This window comes from Phyllobacterium sp. SL163 (assembly GCF_049896885.1).
Taxonomy (GTDB): domain Bacteria; phylum Pseudomonadota; class Alphaproteobacteria; order Rhizobiales; family Rhizobiaceae; genus Phyllobacterium; species Phyllobacterium calauticae.
The window spans coordinates 128,278-147,880 of the sequence record NZ_JAFCVE010000008.1 but is presented as its reverse complement, the minus strand read 5'-3'; the positions used below and the strand labels follow the sequence as shown (position 1 = coordinate 147,880).

General features: G+C 58.3%; 20 protein-coding genes. 11 read left to right on the top strand and 9 right to left on the bottom strand.

What is annotated here, in order from left to right; translation table 11 throughout:
• Nucleotides 1–93: 93 nt before the first annotated feature.
• The 4 genes from ACP7B1_RS18605 to ACP7B1_RS18590 form a co-directional block, all read right to left on the bottom strand.
• Nucleotides 94–777 carry a hypothetical protein gene (locus ACP7B1_RS18605; RefSeq protein WP_346307490.1) on the bottom strand — a complete coding sequence of 228 codons (684 nt, stop codon included), beginning with the start codon at nucleotides 775–777 and terminating at the stop codon, nucleotides 94–96.
• Between the two features lie 54 nt (nucleotides 778–831).
• Nucleotides 832–1,422 (bottom strand): protein-S-isoprenylcysteine O-methyltransferase, encoded by a 591-nt coding sequence (locus ACP7B1_RS18600; RefSeq protein WP_346307489.1) that lies wholly within the window; start codon nucleotides 1,420–1,422, stop codon nucleotides 832–834.
• On the bottom strand, nucleotides 1,419–2,612 hold the full coding sequence (locus ACP7B1_RS18595; protein ID WP_346307488.1) for a hypothetical protein: 1,194 nt from the start codon (nucleotides 2,610–2,612) through the stop codon (nucleotides 1,419–1,421). Before ACP7B1_RS18595 ends, ACP7B1_RS18600 begins: the two co-directional genes overlap by 4 nt.
• Nucleotides 2,613–2,790: 178 nt before the next feature.
• On the bottom strand, nucleotides 2,791–3,552 hold the full coding sequence (locus ACP7B1_RS18590) for a 3-hydroxyacyl-CoA dehydrogenase (protein WP_346307487.1): 762 nt from the start codon (nucleotides 3,550–3,552) through the stop codon (nucleotides 2,791–2,793).
• A gap of 333 nt (nucleotides 3,553–3,885) precedes the next feature.
• Here ACP7B1_RS18590 and ACP7B1_RS18585 point away from each other — a divergent pair, with 333 nt between their 5' ends.
• The 6 genes from ACP7B1_RS18585 to ACP7B1_RS18560 all read left to right on the top strand — a co-directional run bounded on the left by ACP7B1_RS18585 (nucleotide 3,886) and on the right by ACP7B1_RS18560 (nucleotide 9,618).
• Nucleotides 3,886–5,490: an ABC transporter substrate-binding protein gene (locus ACP7B1_RS18585; RefSeq protein WP_346307486.1), complete on the top strand. Its 1,605-nt coding sequence runs from the start codon at nucleotides 3,886–3,888 to the stop codon at nucleotides 5,488–5,490.
• Nucleotides 5,491–5,542: 52 nt separating this feature from the next.
• The gene (locus ACP7B1_RS18580; RefSeq protein WP_346307485.1) at nucleotides 5,543–6,550 is read left to right on the top strand and encodes an ABC transporter permease subunit; all 1,008 of its coding nucleotides are present in this window, start codon (nucleotides 5,543–5,545) and stop codon (nucleotides 6,548–6,550) included.
• 63 nt (nucleotides 6,551–6,613) lie between these two features.
• Nucleotides 6,614–7,474: an ABC transporter permease subunit gene (locus tag ACP7B1_RS18575; RefSeq protein ID WP_346307484.1), complete on the top strand. Its 861-nt coding sequence runs from the start codon at nucleotides 6,614–6,616 to the stop codon at nucleotides 7,472–7,474.
• 4 nt (nucleotides 7,475–7,478) lie between these two features.
• The gene (locus tag ACP7B1_RS18570) at nucleotides 7,479–8,333 is read left to right on the top strand and encodes an ABC transporter ATP-binding protein (RefSeq protein ID WP_288192664.1); all 855 of its coding nucleotides are present in this window, start codon (nucleotides 7,479–7,481) and stop codon (nucleotides 8,331–8,333) included.
• Complete coding sequence (locus ACP7B1_RS18565; RefSeq protein WP_223612539.1) at nucleotides 8,330–9,163, top strand: ABC transporter ATP-binding protein; 834 nt, start codon at nucleotides 8,330–8,332, stop codon at nucleotides 9,161–9,163. Before ACP7B1_RS18570 ends, ACP7B1_RS18565 begins: the two co-directional genes overlap by 4 nt.
• A 188-nt stretch (nucleotides 9,164–9,351) precedes the next feature.
• A complete protein-coding gene (locus ACP7B1_RS18560; RefSeq protein ID WP_288192665.1) occupies nucleotides 9,352–9,618 on the top strand; it encodes a hypothetical protein in 267 nt (88 codons plus the stop codon).
• Between the two features lie 13 nt (nucleotides 9,619–9,631).
• On the opposite strand, the gene ACP7B1_RS18555 is transcribed toward ACP7B1_RS18560, so the two are convergent.
• The 5 genes from ACP7B1_RS18555 to ACP7B1_RS18535 all read right to left on the bottom strand — a co-directional run bounded on the left by ACP7B1_RS18555 (nucleotide 9,632) and on the right by ACP7B1_RS18535 (nucleotide 13,242).
• On the bottom strand, nucleotides 9,632–9,982 hold the full coding sequence (locus ACP7B1_RS18555) for a transcriptional regulator (protein WP_346307483.1): 351 nt from the start codon (nucleotides 9,980–9,982) through the stop codon (nucleotides 9,632–9,634).
• On the bottom strand, nucleotides 9,963–10,112 hold the full coding sequence (locus tag ACP7B1_RS18550) for a toxin-antitoxin system TumE family protein (protein WP_403183949.1): 150 nt from the start codon (nucleotides 10,110–10,112) through the stop codon (nucleotides 9,963–9,965). The genes ACP7B1_RS18555 and ACP7B1_RS18550 overlap by 20 nt, the downstream gene beginning before the upstream one ends.
• A 226-nt stretch (nucleotides 10,113–10,338) precedes the next feature.
• Nucleotides 10,339–11,382: a choline ABC transporter ATP-binding protein gene (gene choV / locus ACP7B1_RS18545; protein WP_346307482.1), complete on the bottom strand. Its 1,044-nt coding sequence runs from the start codon at nucleotides 11,380–11,382 to the stop codon at nucleotides 10,339–10,341.
• Nucleotides 11,379–12,221 carry a choline ABC transporter permease subunit gene (choW, locus tag ACP7B1_RS18540; protein ID WP_105731991.1) on the bottom strand — a complete coding sequence of 281 codons (843 nt, stop codon included), beginning with the start codon at nucleotides 12,219–12,221 and terminating at the stop codon, nucleotides 11,379–11,381. The genes choV and choW overlap by 4 nt, the downstream gene beginning before the upstream one ends.
• 79 nt (nucleotides 12,222–12,300) lie before the next feature.
• Nucleotides 12,301–13,242, bottom strand: a complete 942-nt coding sequence (locus tag ACP7B1_RS18535; protein WP_346307481.1) for a choline ABC transporter substrate-binding protein — start codon at nucleotides 13,240–13,242, stop codon at nucleotides 12,301–12,303.
• Nucleotides 13,243–13,432: 190 nt separating this feature from the next.
• On the opposite strand from ACP7B1_RS18535, the gene ACP7B1_RS18530 reads away from it, so the two are divergent.
• From ACP7B1_RS18530 to ACP7B1_RS18510, 5 genes are all read left to right on the top strand, one after another.
• Nucleotides 13,433–14,023: a thymidine kinase gene (locus ACP7B1_RS18530; protein ID WP_223612543.1), complete on the top strand. Its 591-nt coding sequence runs from the start codon at nucleotides 13,433–13,435 to the stop codon at nucleotides 14,021–14,023.
• A gap of 123 nt (nucleotides 14,024–14,146) precedes the next feature.
• Nucleotides 14,147–15,235, top strand: coding sequence for a hypothetical protein (locus ACP7B1_RS18525; RefSeq protein ID WP_223612544.1), 1,089 nt, complete (start codon nucleotides 14,147–14,149; stop codon nucleotides 15,233–15,235).
• Entirely contained in the window at nucleotides 15,235–16,386 is a 1,152-nt protein-coding gene (locus tag ACP7B1_RS18520; RefSeq protein WP_346307480.1) for a hypothetical protein, read from the top strand. Before ACP7B1_RS18525 ends, ACP7B1_RS18520 begins: the two co-directional genes overlap by 1 nt.
• Nucleotides 16,387–16,398: 12 nt before the next feature.
• A complete protein-coding gene (locus ACP7B1_RS18515; protein ID WP_346307479.1) occupies nucleotides 16,399–18,309 on the top strand; it encodes an AAA family ATPase in 1,911 nt (636 codons plus the stop codon).
• Nucleotides 18,309–19,595 carry a DUF6638 family protein gene (locus ACP7B1_RS18510; protein WP_346307478.1) on the top strand — a complete coding sequence of 429 codons (1,287 nt, stop codon included), beginning with the start codon at nucleotides 18,309–18,311 and terminating at the stop codon, nucleotides 19,593–19,595. The genes ACP7B1_RS18515 and ACP7B1_RS18510 overlap by 1 nt, the downstream gene beginning before the upstream one ends.
• The last annotated feature ends 8 nt before the right edge of the window (nucleotides 19,596–19,603 follow it).

Here is a 19,603-nt window from a genome sequence, read left to right as displayed (position 1 = left end):
CGAAAATGAGAAGAAGGACAATGGTCCGTGTCCGGATGCATGGCCGGTTCCGACCCTAATGTCTCCCGGATTGGGACCAAATTATGAAAAACGCTACGTCTGCTTCCGGGCGGCCGGCTTCTTGTCGCCATTGGCTTCGATATAGGCGTAGATATAGGCAAATGACGGCAGGGCGCTGTTGGACGGCTCGACAAGACCGGCAACGCTGCCCAGCGAGGCGGCATAATTGTTGCAGTTGAAACCGAACATCGTCCACTTCGGCGGATTGGCCAGATTGGCGCGTACCTTGCCGAGAAGGCTCTGATACTGCGCTTCCGTCAATGAAACGCGATAGGCCGCGCCGGTGGCGAAATGGCAGTCGGCATAGCTGGGCTTCAGTTCCGCGGGCATGGGAATGAGGGCGCCGCCATAAAGGCCCAGCAGGCTGCCCTTGGGGAAGAGGCCGTTATACTGGCGCGTGACGGGATTGCCATTGGCATCGAGCCTGCCGAAAACCGCATACATGTGGCCGCTTGGAATGCCGGGCGACAGGCGCTGGCGGAATTCGATATAGGCTGGATCACCGGGCCTGGTCCGGTTGGCGGTCAGCTTCACCGCTGATCCGCTGACGCTGCCATGGGCGGCGCAGGTCAGTTCCGGCATCTCCGCCGCATAGGCCGATGGGGTAACGGACACGCTGGCTGGCGGGGTCGACTGGCAGGCCGCGAGGGAGAGGGCAAAGGCCGGTGCGAGGAACATCTTGAACGAGGTTGATGCGTTTGAAGCGGTGTTCAGCAAGATAATTCTCTTTTCAATCCTGTGATGGCTTTGCCGCGAACAACGGCACAGCTTTCAATAGACCAATGGCAATACGCGCCATGTTCTGGCGCGATATTGGCGATACTCTTCCCCGAAGGCCTCTTCCATCATCTGTTCCTCCGCCCCAATTCTGGAGAAGAACAGGAAACCGAACCCCGCCAGACCCGATAGACCGGCGATATAATTGGGCAAAAGCAAGGCCTGGGTCAATGCCATGAGCCAGAAGGCTGTGTACATGGGATGCCGCAGGCGTTTGTAGATGCCCGTGGTAATAAGTTTGTGATCCTGCTTCAGTTGCAGGGAGACCGACCACATCTGCCCCAGGGCCTTGTGCGTGAGCCGGAACAGCAGCAGTGCGGCAATGCCGGTCAGGATACCCAGGGTGAAGAGGACGGGGCTTGGCGTATAGGATGCGAATCCCGGCCGACCGGTGGCGACGTAGACGGCCGGAATGATGCCAAGACCGGTCAGCGATATGGCAAGCCGCAGCGTGTCGGCGCCCTTGCGGCGGTCGACGGTCAGTTTCGCGCGGCGCGCGCGCCTGTCGAACGGGCGGCGCAAGAGATACCAGGCGACGATAAGAACGACCCACAGGGCCTTTCCGGCAACGGCAAGTGACATCATATGGTGGCAGTTTCGGCTATTTTCATGGGTGAGGAGGACTGGGCGGCGCATTCGCATGGCAGCCCGCCGCGTGCGGCGACATCGGCAAAGCTTTCCGGTCCGCAGAGAATCGCATGCCAGGAATAGGCCGAGCGCTTTTCGACGCCATAGACAAATTGCCGGTGCACGCGAAAGAAATTCCGCCGAATGGACCTGTAGGTTTCATCGCATAACTGGCTGCGAAAGCGGACCTTGACCAGGACAGGCGATTCCGCATCCGCGATGTTCAGATCACGGACGGGATTGGATTTGTAGAAATTCATCGGGTCTGTCAGCGATTGCGCGTCGACCCAGATGGCGCGGCTGCGCGCGACGGCTTCAACGCTTGCCCGCAGGGCTTTGGCGGCCGGATGCAACGCCAGTTTGAGCAGGCTTGAACCCACGGTCAGCAGGCCATAGCGCCGGGAATCATTCTGCTGCAGGGCAGCATCGAGAATATGCAGGGCGCAGATCGCCCCCATGCTGTGGGCGGCAACGACAACTTCGGTCGCTGGCGCCGCCTGACTGATCCGGGCCGCGGCATCGCTGATGACCTGGTGCAGTTTTGCCGTGATGTCGGGACGGCGGTTGCGTGCCATGTCACGCGCGAATGTCCAATCGTCCATGATCAGCAGGAAGTGCATCTTTTGTGCCGCCACGACCAGCAGAACGAGGGCCGTCGCCAGGCCGACGACAACGGCAACCGCCGCCTGCTGCGTCAACCCCAGGGCAATGCGCCCGGTGCCGTAGGACAGCGCCGCAATGGCACCCATGATGACGAGCGGATAAAGGAAGAAAAGCGCATAGCGCCAGCTTGTCGACAGGAAGCGAAAGAACGTGCCGCTGACAATGAAATCGATCAATGCGGCGATGCCGCTGAGAACGCGAATGGCAGGGTTGCGCGCGGCGTAGAAATGGTTGATGTCACCGAGGCCGTAAAGGACAAAATCAGTTCTGGCGGACCAGTTCGCACCGGCGGTTGCAAGCGTGAACTCTCCCACGCTGACGCCGCCTTCCGCGGACGATACCTTCAACGCGCCATCCTCCTGCAACGACATGTCATAAACAGGCGCTGTCTTGGCTGCCTCCCGCAGGAAGCGCCGATGATGGGCCTCGACCGGCATATGTTCAAAGCCTGGCAAGAGAACGACCAGGCGATTGATAACGGACATCTGCCACCTTTCCAGGTTCCGATTGCGACGGTGTCAGCGCTCTCAACTCAATCGAGCCAAGAAGGAATTTAGATGACCGACGTTAACAGAACGTCGTCAAAGGCAAAGAGTTGCAATGGTTGGTACCATGGCAGCTTTTTGGCGTATTCGCCTTCAACCTGAACCTGTCCAATCGCTGTTATTTAGGCGCCATGCGTATCGCGCCGTCAAGGCGAATCGTTTCACCGTTCAGCATGGGGTTGTCGATGATATGCAGGGCCAGGGCCGCATATTCCTCGGGTTTGCCGAGGCGGGAAGGGAAGGGAATGGAGGCTGCCAGCGAATCCTGGACCTCCTGCGGCATGGCCAAAAGCATCGGCGTGCCGAATATGCCGGGTGCAATGGCCATGACCCTGATGCCGAAACGCGCCAGTTCGCGCGCAGCGGGCAATGTCAGGCCGGCAATGCCTGCCTTCGAGGAAGCATAGGCCGCCTGGCCGATCTGGCCATCGAAAGCCGCAACCGAGGCGGTTGAAATAATCACGCCGCGCTCACCCGTATCCAGCGGCTCGAGCTTGGCGGCCGCGTCGCTGACCAGCCGCAGCATGTTGAACGAACCGATGAGATTGACCTCGATGACCCGGCGGTACAGGTCCAGATCATGCGGGCCGTCGCGGCCGACAATCCGCCCGGCATTGGCAATGCCCGCGCAGTTCACCAGAATTCGCGCGGTGCCAAGCTTGTTTGCGACATGGGCAACGGCACGCTGGGCATCGTCCGCACTGGACACGTTGCAGGCCACGGCCAGGCCGCCAATGTCATCGGCGACTTTTTGCGCTGCATCAATATTGATGTCGAAAAGGGCAACTTTAGCGCCTTTGTCTGCCAGCGCGCGCGCTGTCGCGGCACCCAGACCCGATCCGCCACCCGTAACAATCGCTGTTTGGCCCTGAACGTTCACAATGCATCTCCTCACTGATTTTCATGCGTTCTGGCACGAGTTTGGGTCCCGATCCAGTCGTTATTTATGATCGGAGCTGGGGGGAAACATGTTCTGGCCGGGATTGTGCAGATATAAAAACGCTGCTTCGCAAAAGTCGCCGGCGTCACATTTAGTGAATTTCGCTATTTTTGTGACTTTGTTAAAAAATTTCCCCAGAATCTTCGTTTCTTCGTGAGATGGCAGGTTGACTGCGAATAAATCTGCTTGCATTGCGACATTGCAAAGGCTTCCATGCAATCTCGGTTGCGGGCATGGGGGCCGGCAACACAAAAAACCTCTGAAGGTGGAAAAATGAAGACCTACAAGAAACTCCTTGCGGCGACAGCGCTTGCAATGTTGACGGGTGGGCTGATGGCAGGTGGAGCCTCGGCTAAATCTCTCGTGTACTGCTCTGAAGCTGCTCCCGGCGGTTTCGACCCTGCACTTTATACCGGCGGTGAAACGCTTGATGCGACTGGCCAGGCTGTTTTCAATCCATTGGTTGAATTTACGCCCGGCACATCGACGGTTCGCCCGGCGCTTGCAGAAAGCTGGAAGATCTCGGATGACGGCCTTGAATACACGTTCAAGATCCGCAAGGGCGTCAAGTTCCAGACCACGAGCTATTTCACACCAAGCCGTGAGCTGAATGCCGACGACGTGGTTTTCTCCTTCGAACGTCAGAAGGAAGGCAGCAAGTGGGCCAAATATGTCGAAGGCGCGACCTACGAATATTTTGAAAGCATGGACTTCCCCAAGCTGATCAAGGAAGTCAAGAAAGTGGACGATCTGACAGTCAAGATCGTGCTGAACAAGCCAAGCGCCCCGATGCTCGCAGGCCTTGCAATGGACTTCTCGTCGATCGTTTCGAAGGAATATGCCGACAAGCTCATGGCTGATGGCACACCGCAGAAATTCAACGAACAGCCGGTCGGTACCGGTCCTTTCCAGTTCGTTGACTATCAGCTCAACACGGCGATCCGCTACCAAGCCAACCCGACCTATTGGAAGGGCAAGGTCAACGTCGACAACCTGATCTTCGCGGTTACACCTGATGCGGCCGTTCGCGTGCAGAAGCTGAAGGCCGGCGAATGCAACCTGACGATCTATCCGGATCCGGCCGATGTTGATGGCCTGAAGGCCGACAAGAACCTGACCGTTATCCAGGAAAGCGGCCTGAACGTTGCTTATCTGGGTTACAACACCACCCAGGCACCTTTCGACAAGCCGGAAGTGCGCAAGGCGCTCAACATGGCCATCGACAAGAAGGCAATCGTTGATGCCGTCTACCTCGGCCAGGCCAAGCCGGCGATCAACCCGATCCCGCCGACAATGTGGTCTTACAACAAGTCGATCAAGGATGACGAATACAATCCTGAAGCGGCAAAGAAGGCCTTGGAAAAGGCTGGCGTGAAGGATCTTTCCATGAAGATCTGGGCGATGCCGGTTGTGCGTCCCTACATGCCGAACGGCCGCCGTACGGCTGAACTGCTGCAGTCCGACTTTGCCAAGGTCGGCGTAAAGGTCGAGATCGTCAGCTATGACTGGCAGGAATACCTGAAGCGCGCTTCCGATCCGAAGCATGACGGTGCGGTCATTCTCGGCTGGACCGGTGACAATGGCGATCCGGACAACTTCCTTGCCGTGCTGCTGTCGTGCCAGGCCGTCGGTCAGGCCAACCGTACCGCATGGTGCAACAAGGAGTTCACTGCACTGATCGACAAGGCTGCTGTGACTGCCGATCAGGCCGAACGCACCAAGCTGTATGAAGAAGCCCAGGTTATCTTCAAGCGCGAAGCTCCATGGGGCACGCTGGCTCACTCGCTCGTAACGACAGCCATGACCAAGAACGTGACCGGCTATGTAGCCAGCCCGTTCGGCGTTCATAACTTCGCTTACGTCGACGTCACCGAGTAATTTACTCCTCGCGGTACCGGCTTCGGCCGGTACCGCCTTTTATTGGGTTACCATGTTCCGATACATCGCTTCACGAGTGCTGCTGCTGATTCCGACCTTTATCGGCATCAGCTTTGTGGCTTTTATGTTCATCCGCCTGCTGCCTGGCGATCCTGTCATTGCGCTCGCAGGCGAGCGCGGCATGACGCCGGAGCGTCACCAGATGCTGCTTGAGCAGTTTGGCTTCAACAGACCGATCTGGGAGCAGTATTTTTCGTTCCTGTGGAATATTTTCCATGGAGATTTCGGCACGTCGATCGCCAGCAAACGCGCGGTCCTTGCCGATTTCCTGACCCTGTTCCCGGCGACGCTTGAGCTCAGCATCTGTGCGATGCTGTTTGCTGTCATCATTGGCATTCCCGCCGGTATTTTCGCCGCCGTCAAGCGCGGTTCGGTCTTCGATCAGTTGAGTATGGGGATCGCATTGGTTGGCTATTCCATGCCGATTTTCTGGTGGGGCATCCTGCTGATCATCCTGTTCGCCGGTATTCTGCACTGGACGCCGGTGTCGGGCCGCATGGATCTGATCTATTTCTTCAAGTCCACAACCGGCTTCATGCTGATTGACAGTCTCATTTCGGGGCCGAAGGGTGCGTTCAAATCCGCATTCTCGCATCTGATCCTGCCGACGATCGTGCTTGGAACCATCCCGCTCGCGGTCATCGCCCGCCAGACACGTTCCGCCATGCTGGAAGTGCTGGGCGAGGATTACGTGCGCACGGCACGGGCCAAGGGTCTCGCGCCGAAGCGGGTCATCGGCATCCATGCCCTGCGCAATGCCATGATCCCCGTCATCACGACGATCGGCCTGCAGATGGGCCTGCTGATGGCCGGCGCCATCCTGACGGAGACGATCTTCTCCTGGCCAGGCATCGGCAAGTGGATGATCGACGCCATCGCGAAACGCGATTACGTCGTCGTTCAAGGCGGCCTGATGCTGGTCGCGTTGATCGTCATGACCGTCAATTTGATTGTCGATCTGCTCTATGCGGTCGTCAACCCGCGTATCCGCGTAAAGTGAGGAACTGTGACTAACGAAGTTTCCCCTCCCGCACCGCTTGCTGCCGCCCCCAAAGAGGGCCGCATGGGCAGGTTTGCAGAATTCTGGTTCTATTTCAGCGTCAACAAAGGCGCTGTCATAGGGCTTGCCACCCTGATTTTTCTGGTCCTCGTTGCCATTCTCGGACCGTTCATTGCGCCGCATGCGCCCTATGAACAATATCGCGAAGCACTGCTGACGCCACCGGCCTGGCAGGAGGGCGGCAATCCGTCATTCCTCCTGGGAACCGATGCTGTTGGCCGCGATCTGCTGTCCCGCCTGATCTACGGCGCGCGCTTCTCGCTGTTCATCGGTTTGATCGTCGTGGCCATTTCCATGGTCACCGGCGTCATCCTCGGTGTTCTCGCCGGCTATTTCCGCGGCTGGGTCGATGCGCTGATCATGCGCATCATGGATATCATTCTCGCCTTTCCGCCGCTGTTGCTGGCGCTGGTGCTCGTCGCCATTCTGGGGCCTGGCCTGTTCAATGCGATGATCGCCATTGCGCTGGTTCTGCAGCCGCACTTTGCGCGTCTGACGCGCGCGGCGGTGATGAGCGAAAAGAACCGTGAATATGTGATTGCCGCCAAGCTTGCCGGTGCGGGCCACATAAGGTTGATGTTCAAGACAATCCTGCCGAACTGTCTGGCGCCGCTGATCGTGCAGGGCACGCTGTCCTTCTCGAATGCCATTCTTGAGGCTGCTGCTCTTGGCTTCCTCGGCATGGGTGCGCAGCCGCCCACACCGGAATGGGGTACCATGCTGGCGGAGGCACGCGAATTCATCCTGCGCGCCTGGTGGGTGGTCACATTCCCTGGTCTTGCCATCCTGATCACCGTGCTTGCGATCAATCTCGTTGGCGACGGTCTGCGCGATGCCCTCGATCCCAAACTGAAGAGGAGCTGAGATCATGGCGCTGCTTGAAATCAAGAATCTCTCGGTTGGATTCGACACCAGCTCGGGTCAGTTCATGGCCGTGCAGGGGATCGACCTGCACGTCGATGCCCGCGAAGTGCTGGCCATTGTCGGCGAGTCCGGCTCCGGCAAGTCGGTTGCCATGCTTGCTGTCATGGGGCTGCTGCCGAACACGGCCACTGTCACGGCGGACAAGATGGTCTTCAACGGCCACGACATGCTGACAATGACGACCAAACAGCGGCGGCAGATCGTCGGCCGTGACGTGGCGATGATCTTTCAGGAACCCATGGCAAGCCTCAATCCGTGCTTCACGGTTGGCTTCCAGCTGGAAGAAGTTCTGCGTTTCCATATGAAAATGGATGCCAGGACCCGGCGCACGCGGGCGATCGAATTGCTGAAGCAGGTTGGCATTCCCACACCGGAGGAACGGCTGAACTCGTTCCCGCACCAGATGTCCGGCGGACAGTGCCAGCGCGTCATGATTGCCATCGCCATCGCCTGCAATCCGAAGCTGCTGATTGCCGACGAACCGACGACGGCGCTCGACGTGACCATCCAGAAGCAGATTCTCGATCTGCTGGTCAGCCTGCAGGCCAAGCATGGCATGGGGCTGATCATGATCACCCATGACATGGGCGTTGTCGCGGAAACCGCCGACCGGGTGATCGTCCAGTACAAGGGCCGCAAGATGGAGGAAGCCGACGTGCTGTCTCTGTTTGAAACGCCGAAGAGCCCCTACACGCGCGCCCTTCTTTCCGCCTTGCCGGAAAACGCGACGGGTGACCGTCTGTCCACGGTCGCAGACTTCATGAAGAACGAAGCCGCCAATGCAGGAGCAGCAACATGAGCGAGATCGTTCTTGAAGGGCGCAACATTGTCCGCGATTACCACGTCAGCGGCGGCCTGTTCGGCAAGCCGAAGACGGTGCGCGCGGTCAAGGGTGTCAGCTTCACGCTGGAAAAGGGCAAGACCCTTGCCATCGTCGGTGAAAGCGGCTGCGGAAAGTCGACGCTCGGCCGCATCCTGACCCTGATTGATCCGCAGTCGGAAGGCGAACTGCTGATCGACGGCAAGCCCATCAACATTGCCAAGGATAGGGTAACGCCGGAAATGCGCCGCAAGGTGCAGATCATTTTCCAGAACCCCTATGGCTCGCTCAACCCACGCCAGAAGATCGGCGAGGTTCTCGGCGAACCGCTGCTGCTCAATACCAACAAGACGGCGGCGGAGCGGCGGGAACTCGCCATGCAGATGCTGGTGAAAGTCGGCTTGGGTCCCGAGCACTACAACCGCTATCCGCACATGTTCTCCGGCGGCCAGCGTCAGCGTATCGCCATTGCCCGTGCATTGATGCTGAGCCCGAGTCTGCTTGTCCTCGACGAGCCGGTCTCCGCGCTTGACCTTTCGGTGCAGGCACAGGTGCTCAACCTGCTGGCTGATCTTCAGGACGAATTCAACCTGACCTATGTGTTCATCAGCCATGACCTCTCGGTCGTGCGCTACATCGCCGACGAGGTGATGGTGATGTATTACGGCGAAGTGGTTGAGTACGGCACGCGCGACGAGGTGTTTTCGAACCCGCAGCACAGCTATACCAAGACGCTGTTTGCGGCGACGCCGAAATCCGATGTCGCCAGCATCCGCGCCCGTCTGGAGAAGAAAAAAGCCGCCGCTTGATTTTAGCGCGCGGTTCGTCCGTTAATGGCAGACCCGTTGTGCGTGGTTCGACAAGCTCACCATGAGGGATGTCGAGGATTGCAGGGAACTATATCCTGCAACGTTCGTCGTTGGCATTGCAACCAAACCACCTCCCTCATGGTGAGCTTGTCGAACCACGCACAGCACGATTTGCAGGAGGAACTGTTATGAGCGGACGTCAGCCGATTGCAACTGCCCCAAAGGACGGCAGCAAGGTTCAGGTTTTCTGGAAGGACGAGGACGGGCAGGAGAACGAATCCCTGGCGCAGTACCGGTCGCTGGACCGCCTGAAGGCGACCGGCGGCCAGTGGGATGAAACCGATGCGGGCTGGTGGATCTTCACCGATTCAAACACGCAGAAGAAAGTCACGCCGCATGCATGGCAACCGGCCGGTAAAAGCGGCGATGACGATGAGGACGGCGACGACAAGTAGACTTGTCTACGCTTCAAGCTGCCGCTGAAATCTCGAAATCGACGTGGATTTTGTCGTAAGGGAAGATCACCTTGCCATTCCCGGTCTTGGTGATGACCCCAGCATTCAGAAGCAGCGTCACATCAGCATGAACGCCTTTGAAATCGCGCTCAACCCGGCGCGCGATTTCGCGGATGCTCAAAGGGCCCGCTCCGGCCATCACCTTTACAATCTCCAATCGCTTCGGTGACAGAATTTTGTGCATGACCTCCCAGGTGACAAAACTGAACTGGGGTGTCGTCTCGGCCTCGCCTGTTTTCCAGGAGATCTCAACGTCATCGAGGACGGAGGCCAGCGTCTGAACCTTAAAGGTGATTGTTTTCATGGAGCCATCTTTCGACATCGTCTTTGAAATCCGCCAGAAGCGCTTCTATCGTCGAAAACGCGTAGGGAACTTCCGTTTCTCCAATATGCCTGTGATCGCCTTTACCGGCCTCGTTGTCATACCGTAGCACGCAGATATTATTGGCAACCAAAGCGAAACGGTATTTGCAGGTGTGTGCTGCCTCTCAGAGGCTTTGGTACGAGCCAGACAACAAGGTCGGCAATATGCCTTGATGAATGAAGACTCGCCGCGAGACGAGACTTTTCGCTCGTTCCATAAGTGTACCATCATCAAAAATCGATGTAAATCACACCATCAACAGGATGCATTTCATCGAATTCTAGGGATGTTTACACCTAATTTCTCTGATGCTTTAGTAGCCCCCGCACGATGTCGTCGGCGGAGATCATGCCGAGAATGGCGCCATTCTCGACAATGCCGACATCGCCACCGTTTTTCGACACCGCCTGCATGATCTGGCGCACGGGGGTGGCCAGACGTGCTGTTGCGGCAAAGGGACGGTTGGCGGGCCGGCTGCGGTCCAGCGGCACCATGATGTCGCCGGCGGTCAGCACACCCAGCGGATTCATGTTGGCGACGAAGTCGGCGACATAGTCATCGGCCGGGTTGAGCAGGATGTCCTGCGCCGTGCCGCACTGGATGATGCGGCCGCCTTCCATGATGGCGATGCGGTTGCCGATCTTCATCGCTTCATCGAGATCGTGGCTGACGAAAACGATGGTCTTCTTGAGCCGTTCCTGCAGGCTGAGCAGCTCATCCTGCAGACGGGTGCGAATGAGCGGATCGAGCGCCGAAAAAGGCTCGTCCATCAGCAGGATCGGTGCGCCGGTGGCGAAGGCGCGGGCAAGGCCGACGCGCTGCTGCATGCCGCCGGAAAGCTCGCTGACCTTGCGCTTGGCCCAGTCCTTGAGATTGACCAGCGCCAATTGCTGTTCCACGGCTTCCGCGCGCTCTTCCTTGGACACGCCCGACAGTTCGAGGCCGAAGCCGACATTTTCCTCGACCGTGCGCCAGGGCAAAAGGCCGAACTGCTGGAAGACCATGGAGACGAGATGTTTGCGCAGATCGCGCAGCGTATTCTTGTCCGCCTTGCCGACATCGACCGAACGGCCGCCATGATGCACGACGACGGACCCGCGCGAAATCGGGTTGAGGCGGTTGATGGCGCGCAGAAGCGTGGATTTGCCTGAGCCGGACAGGCCCATGAGCACGAGGATTTCGCCTTCGGCAATGGTGATCGAACAATTGTGGACGCCGAGCACATGGCCGGTTTCCGCCTGGATGTCCGACCGGCTCTTGCCCTGGTCGGCAAGTGCCAATGCGCTGTCCGTCTTCTTGCCGAAAATGATGCAGACGTTTTCGAGGGTGATCGCGGTCATTCACCAGGCTCCTTGCCGGGACGGAAGATACGGTCAAGCACGATGGCGACGACCACGATGACAAGGCCCGCCTCAAAGCCCAGCGCCGTATTGACCGAGTTGAGCGCGCGGACAACCGGAACGCCGAGCCCGTCGGCACCGACCAGGGCGGCAATGACCACCATGGACAGGGACAGCATGATGGTCTGGGTCAGGCCCGCCAGAATCTGCGGCATGGCGTAGGGCAGCTCGATCTTCCACAGAAGCTGGCGCGACGACGCGCCGAAGGCTTCGCCCGCCTCGACCAGATGCTGCGGGGTGGAGGACACGCCGAGATGCGTCAGCCGGATCGGGGCGGGGAGAACGAAGATCGCCGTTGCGATCAGGCCGGGAACCATGCCGATGCCGAAGAACACGATGGCCGGGATGAGATAGACGAAGGTCGGCAATGTCTGCATCAGATCGAGGACAGGCCGGATTGCCGCGTAGAACCGGGGGCGATGGGCGGCGATGATGCCGACGGGGACACCGATGCCCATGCACAGGATGCAGGAGGAGAGCACCAGCGTCAGGGTCTCCATGGTTTCCTTCCAGTAGCCCTGATTGAGGATGAACAGGAAGCCGAACAGGGTGAGCAGGGTCACGGCAATCGAGCGGCGCAGTGCATAGGCGACCGCGGAAAAGATGGCGACCATGATCAATGGGTGCGGGTATTTCAGAACGAACATGAGGCCGTCGATGAACGACTGCATGACGAAGGCGAGCCCATCGAAAAACCCGGCGAAATTGTTCGTGAGCCAGTCGACGACGGCCTTTGCCGTCTTGCCTACCGGAATCTTGTCTTGTGTCAGCCAGTCCAAGCGAAAATTCCTCTGTCGGTTGCAGTATCAGGCGAAAGAATCGCCCGGTGCGTACACCGGGCGACAATATCGGCAGGCCTTAAAGACCGAGCGACTTCTTGACGGCTGGCAGACCGTCCTTGCCGTCAACCGTCGTCACGCCGGCAAGCCAGGTGTCGAGAATGGCAGGATTGGCCTTCAGCCATTCGGAGGCTGCCTTCGGGCCGTCTTCGCCATCGTCGAGAATCTTGCCCATGATCTCATTCTCCATTTTCAGGTCGAACTTGAGATTGGCCAGAAGTTTGCCAACGTTCGGGCATTCGGTCGTATAGCCGGCGCGAACATTGGTATGAACGGTTGCACCGCCGAAGTCGGGGCCGAAGAAATCATCGCCGCCGGAAAGGTACTGAATCTTGAAGTTGGTGTTCATCGGATGCGGCGCCCAGCCGAGGAAGACGATGGGCCCCTTGGTCTTTGTCTGCTTGGCAACCTGCGCCAGCATTCCCTGCTCGGATGATTCGGCAACCTCGAAGCCCTTCAGGCCGAAGGCGTTCTTGGCGATCATGTCGAGGATCAGGCGATTGCCGTCATTGCCCGGCTCGATCCCATAGATCTTGCCGCCGAGATCGTCCTTGAACGTGATGATATCCTTGAAGTCTTTCAGGCCCTTGTCATAGAGGTACTGCGGCACGGCCAGTGTATATTTTGCGCCGGTGAGGTTCACACCGAGATCTTCAACCGTCTTGTTGTCGAGATAGGGCTTGAGATCGGCGGCCATGCTGGGTGTCCAGTTGCCGAGGAATACGTCGATGTCCTTCTTGCCAAGGGACGCATAGGTTACGGGAACCGACAGGACCTTCGTATCGGTTGAATAACCCAGTCCCTTGAGCACGGCGCTTGCCGCTGCCGTGGTCGAGGTAATGTCGGTCCAGCCGACATCGGCGAATCGAACGGACTTGCAACTCGCGGGTTCCGCGGCGAAGGCGGTGCCGGCGGTCAGCGTGAGAGCCAGTGAAATGGTCAGTTTGGTCAACATTTTCATCGATTGTTCTCCCTCTCCGGTTTTCTACCGGCTGTTAAGGGCATGAACCAAGCACCAATTTCGCAGGGGTTCAAGCATAGCCGCGCATAAATCCGGTCAATTCGCGACAGTTGTTGATATTCCGGCAAAAGTTGCACCCTCTGCACGGGAGAGGCTTCAAGCCTGACCTCAACTCTGATTAAACGCCCTTATGGCAAAACTCTATTTCAGCTACTCCACGATGAACGCCGGCAAGTCCACCATGCTGCTGCAGGCATCCTACAATTACCAGGAACGCGGCATGCGGACGATGATGTTCACGGCTGCGCATTATGCGGAAAACGGCGTCGGCGTCATATCTTCACGCCTCGGTGTGACGGCGGCCGCCGAGCTTTACCGTGACGAGGACAATCTTTTCGATCGCATCGCATCGGCGCATGGCGCGAATGCACTCAGCTGTGTTTTCGTGGATGAGGCGCAGTTCCTCACCCGGGACCAGGTCTGGCAACTGGCACGCGTTGCCGACCGGCTGCATCTGCCCGTGATGTGTTTCGGGCTTCGCACGGACTTTCAGGGCAAGCTCTTTCCCGGTTCGGCCGAATTGCTGGCCATCGCCGATACGCTGCGGGAGATCAGGACGATCTGTCATTGCGGCTCGAAGGCGACCATGGTGGTCCGGCACGATTCGACGGGCAAGGCGATCACTGAAGGAGATCAGGTATCTATCGAAAAATCCGTGTATGTCTCGCTTTGCCGCAAGCATTGGGAAGAAGAAACCGGGCGGATTGTTTCGGACCAATAGAGCTTGTTCCGGCCTAATATAGCCTGTCATTTTTCTATAGGCTTTTTTTCGTTAAATGCCGTGTCTATATTCGAACGGCAGATATATTTATGATTTTATCTTGGGCATCTAGGGGAGACACCAATGGCGAGCTTGCAGAGCTTTGATACCGAGATCGAAAAGACCCGGAATATGGTCAATGAGATGCGGACGAAAATTGACCAGTCCAGTGTCGTTCTCGACAAGTTCGCCAAGGCGGATGCTGCGATCGGAAATCCTGACTTCGATATCGAAAATGCCCGCATCGATGATGTCCTGCGCCAGCAGAAAGTCATGGAAGGCAATATTGCCGACCTGATCATCGGTCTGGAAGACGCGACCAATGTGTTCGGTTCCGAATTTGAAAGCATGAAAAGCTATTCCGGCTGGGAAAAGCTGGTCGGCGTTTTCTCCAAGGACAAGATGCAGCGCCTGCGGACGGATCGCGTGCGCAACATGTCGCTGGCCGGCAACCTGCAGGAACTGCTGTCGAAATCTGACCGGATCGTCGGCATTCTCAAAGAACAGAAGACCATTCTCGATGCGCGCTACAAGACGTCGGAAGCCAGCCTTTCCAACGTGATCGAGCGCCGCAAGACGGCAGTGGCGACACTCGAAGCCACGCAGAAGCGCATCGAAGAGCTGAACCCGCTGCTGCTCGACATTGAAAACCGGATTGCCGCGTCCACCGATCAGGGCACCCGCGCCACACTGGAGGGTGATCGCTCGAAACTGGCGACGGAATACAATGAGCGCCAGGCGAAGGAGCAGGAGCTTCTGGCGGAAAGCCAGACGCTGGAACGCTATACCTCGATGTTCCAGACATTCGTCGATTCGCTCAACAACCAGATCGCCGCGCAGAGCACGCTGATCAACAAGCTCTCCATCGATACGGAACAGCGCATCGTTCTCTACAAGGCGCTGGAGGATTCCTTGAAGACGGCGGCCCAGCAGGACGTTGCCCACAAGATCAATACCCTTGGCAGCCGGGTCGATACGGCGGCGGAAGAGACGATGGCCGGTGTCGGCGCCGCCGCGCAGAAACACATTGGCGACCTGCTCGAGATGCACGAGAAGAACATGGTCAGTACCCAGGATATCCAGCGCCGCAAGAAGCTCGCCGACGATGCATTCTCGCGCCGTTTCTCGGAAGTCCTGAAGAAACACAATTCCGCTGACTACGTGCAGAATTAATGGCCGGGAATGCTGATCTGACCGCCGCCGAACGCTATTTCGGTGCGATCCGTGCTGCGCTGGACGGGCTGGACGTGTTTCTCAACAATCAGCAGTCGCCGCTCTACAAGCACGATCTGGTTGCGCAGACCGTATCGGAATATCTGCGGCGGCTGGAAGCCTCCTTCGAATGCTGGCGCAACCGGATCGGTTTCACCGACCGGTTCCAGATTTCGCGCGCCGAAAGCGGCTTTCCGGTTTTCCAGAATGTGCTGGAACTGGAAAATGACAAGCGGGACACCAGGGCCCGGCTGGCAGCCATTCCGTCAGCGGCCGCGCTGCGCAATGAAATGGCCGATTTCATCCTGCGGCACCGCGCATTTCCGCGCGATCTGCAGAAATCGATGGCGGAGCGGATTTATCTGGAAACGGTCGAGCAGGGAGAGGTTTTCTCGCCTTTCATCCTGCCGGTGACCATTCGCGTTTCGGTCAATCCGAAGACCATGCGGCCGCTCTACGTGGTGCACTGGGGCGCCTTTGACGGCGCTTCCAATCTGCCGCTGATCTATATGGCGATCATCGAGGATTCGTCGGAGGGCCTCGTGGAAACCCTCGTGGGCAAGGATGGCAAGCTTAATCCCGGCGTGCGGATACCGCTGCCCGTCGGCGGCCTGCTCAATCCGGAGTTGGCACGGCGCTTTGATGATTTCGCCGCCAAGAATTCGGCCTATTCGCTGTCGCCGATCACGATTGCGACAAGCCTGGACACGGATTTTCCGGAACTCCACCCCAAGCAGCTGCGGCGCGTGGTTCTCGGGCCGTTCTACACGACGGGTATTACCGAACATAACCAGAAGGTTGCCGATGTCCTGGAACGCGTGCGCAAGCCGGAAGATGCCTGGCTTCTGACATGGACCATGCAGGAGGTTTTCTCCAAGGCGGAACGGCCGGGCAAGCGCGGGCTCTGGTCTTCGGAGCCGTCGCGCGAGGAGTTCTACATCAATACGGATGATCTGGAGGCGGCCCGGCAAGGCGTCAGCAGCTACGAACAGCATGCGCTGGTGCCGCACGAGGCCTATCAGGCGCTCTATGCCTCGGGTGAGGCCAGCCGCATTTTCAGCGGGTTCAAAACCCATATCCTGTCCAACGGCCAGGTCATCAGCGACATTTAGGGGAGCACGATCATGGATGTCGGTTTGACCACCATCGACGAGAAGGACATCACCAAGCATCTGCCGGTGGCGCAGGCCATGGTGACGCGTTTTGTCGTGTTGGAATCGGGCGATGCAAAATCCGGGACCGAGCTTGCCGGTACCGGGCGGCGGTTCGTCTCGACAGTTTCGACCGGCGGTCTGCGCTCAACGCGTGAAGTGGACCTGACAAAGACCATCCAGTCCGTGCGTCCCGACGACCAGATGCTGTCCATCGCCCAGCACACCCTGTTGTTCCGTGTGCGCCGCGGTGTGGCAGTCGCATTGGCCGTTGCCGATGTTTTTGGCCGCCAGAGCGATCTGGAGAACCTTCTGGCGCGCAATGCCTCGGCGCCCCTGCAGGGGGAAGATGCCAGCCATTTCAAGAAGCTTTTGTCCGCCGCCGCCTATGTCTCGGCCTTTGCGCTTGCTGCCTACCTCTCGCAACTGATCGAAGCGGATAGCCAGGCCGCCAATGACGTGACGGTTCCGGAATTCAATTTCGATACGGCGCAGGATGCCTTGAAATCGATCGTCGGCGGTTTGGACCGGGCCATTGCCGGTGCCGCCGATGAACAGACCATGCTGGCGCGGGCGAAAGCCTATGCTGCTGCGGCCATTGAAGGCCTGCTGCAGCGCAAGGGCCGTTTTGACGGGCTCGGCAGCTTTGAAGACACGCATCTGCGCCTCGACAGCGACGATTTCACGCTTGACGGCTTTGATGTGGCGCCGGGCAAGAAGCGCACGCCCTTGGTGATGACCTTCAAAAAGCCTGGTGAAGTCATCGGCAATCACATTGCCAAATATCAGGCGCTGAAGCTGTCAAAAATGCTGATGGCCTATGATTTCGACCGGCAGCTCAACCCGTTCGTCGAACTCGGCGGCTTTCTGTTCACATTCATCGGCGACGGCGCACCGGGGACGGGCAAGACGACGCTGATCCAGATGATTGCCGGTCTCGTCAACGATTACTGCCAGGTGGCGGGCTATGCCTTCCATTACGAGAATTTCGGCGTCGATCAGATTTCCTCCTATCAGGGAAAATCCGGACAGAATTGCCGGCAATTCGTCAACAACGTGCTCAATCCGCGCGTGATCGGCTTCGGCACCATCGATGATATCGATCAGGTTGCCGCGCGGCGTTCCGATGACCGGGCGTCTGCCGGCCAGCAGGAAATCACCGGCGTGCTGATGGAAGCGTTTGCGGGCGCATCCACCGTGGTGCGCGGCAACTGCGCGTTCGGCATGTTCTCCAACTATCCGGAGAATGTCGACGATGCGCTGCGCCAGCGTGCCGGAGCGCGCTGGCTGGTGGACGGGCCGCAGACCCGCAACGATTACATCGATATCTTTGCGCTGCTCGCCGGCAAGAACCACAGGATTCCGCTCGGCGAACACAAGCTGTTCGAAGACCAGCAGATCGAACGCGCCGTGGATGCCGCCTATGACCAATTGTCGAAGCCGCAGGAAGACGGGCTGAAAGCGGTGTATGAGCGCTTCATTTCTGAGAACGGCGAACCGGAAACGCTTGCCGATATCGGTACCTATCTGCACATGATCAAGGAACGCGAGCCGCGTTTCACCGGCCGTGCCATCAAGAACGTGACGGATGCGATCAAGATGCGCGCCATGGATATCGAACTGCCGGATGCATGGTTCGAAAAGCCCGAGACCTTCATGCACAAGCCCTATGATGAGAAAAAGGCAATGGTGGAGGAACTGCGCAAGCCCTTCACCATGGACATGGTGCTGCAGGAAACCAACCGGTATGCGGATTCGGAATTCCGCTATGCCGACAAGTCGGACGATGCCGCCGTGGAAAAGATCGTCCGCGATGCGCGCCTGCGCGAACGGGCGATCCGGGAAGTGGAAGCCCTGAAAGCGCGGGGGCAGTGGGACGCCTGATGGACCTTCTCTACGAAAACGAACTGATCTACGGGCGTTTGCTGACGATCGACCAGCCGCATCTGATCGAACGCTATAACCGGGCGCTGACGGCTTTTGGATTCAAGGCAACCGAACTCACCCGGTTCAATATTGACCGGACGGGTTTTTCGCCGGAAATCGCCGCTGAACTGAAGGACCCTTCCTATCTCGATCCCAATGGCGTCAACCGCCGCTTCATCATTCTGACGCCGGATCAGGCGATGCTGCCGGTGGTTCACACGCAGTTCTCCAACACGTCGCAGCTGATGTATGAATTCTTCAGCAGCAATGCGCGGGCGATCAACGCGCTGACCATCAAGGACGTGATCTTCGGCGAGATCGAGGACAGTGTTTCTATCGTCAACGACATCGAGGATCTGCTGTCGATCAACCAGGTCGAGTTCCGCGTCCTTTCGGCTGAAAATGTCATGGGGCAGGCGGCGGAACTGCGTCTGCTGGTGGACCGGCTGCAGAACGAGCCGAACACCTGGCGCGACGACGATCTCATCAACCGTATGGTCGAACTTGCCAAGGTCACCGGCGATATCCGCGAGAATTCACTGGTGCCCGACAAGGTGGTGTTCCGCCACAGCGCCTTCTGGACCAGTCATTTCGGCGGCATCTATATCTTTGTCGATGACAATACGACAACGGTCATCGGCGATCCCGCCGCTCCCGGTTTCCGGCGTTCGCGCCCCTGGCAGGTCAATTACATCTCGATTAAGGACGCCGACCAGGTGTTCCAGTTTCTTGCCGCGACGGGGCGCATCGAGTTGCCGCGCGGCTCGTGGATCGAGCAGTCGGGCTATCTGGAAAACCGCGGTGAGATGATCATCCGCCATCTCATCCGGACGCTTGAACCGGAACGCAATCTGAGCGGCATTGATCGTATCTGGCTACAGACTTGGATTCACGCCAATGCCAGCCTGATCAATCATGACGGGACATGGCCGTTCCTGAACGCCGTGAAACGTGAAATTGCCCAGACGGGGCAGATCAACCTCTCCGAGATCGACCCGGCGCGCCGTTTTCTGGTGGTGCGGGCGCTCCCAAGCCATCCCGATGCCTGGCTGGTCAATCAGCTGATCGGTGATTTTGTCCCGTGGGATTTCCTGTCGCGGTATATTTTCAACAAGCAGGGTTTCTACGCCGACTACGGCCGCTGGAGCCCCGCCTATCAGGAACACGTTGTCGATATACTCAAAACCACCTATTTGAAGGATAAGGAAGGGCTGCGCAGGCGGCTCTACGGTCTCACCTCCTAGCAAGGATG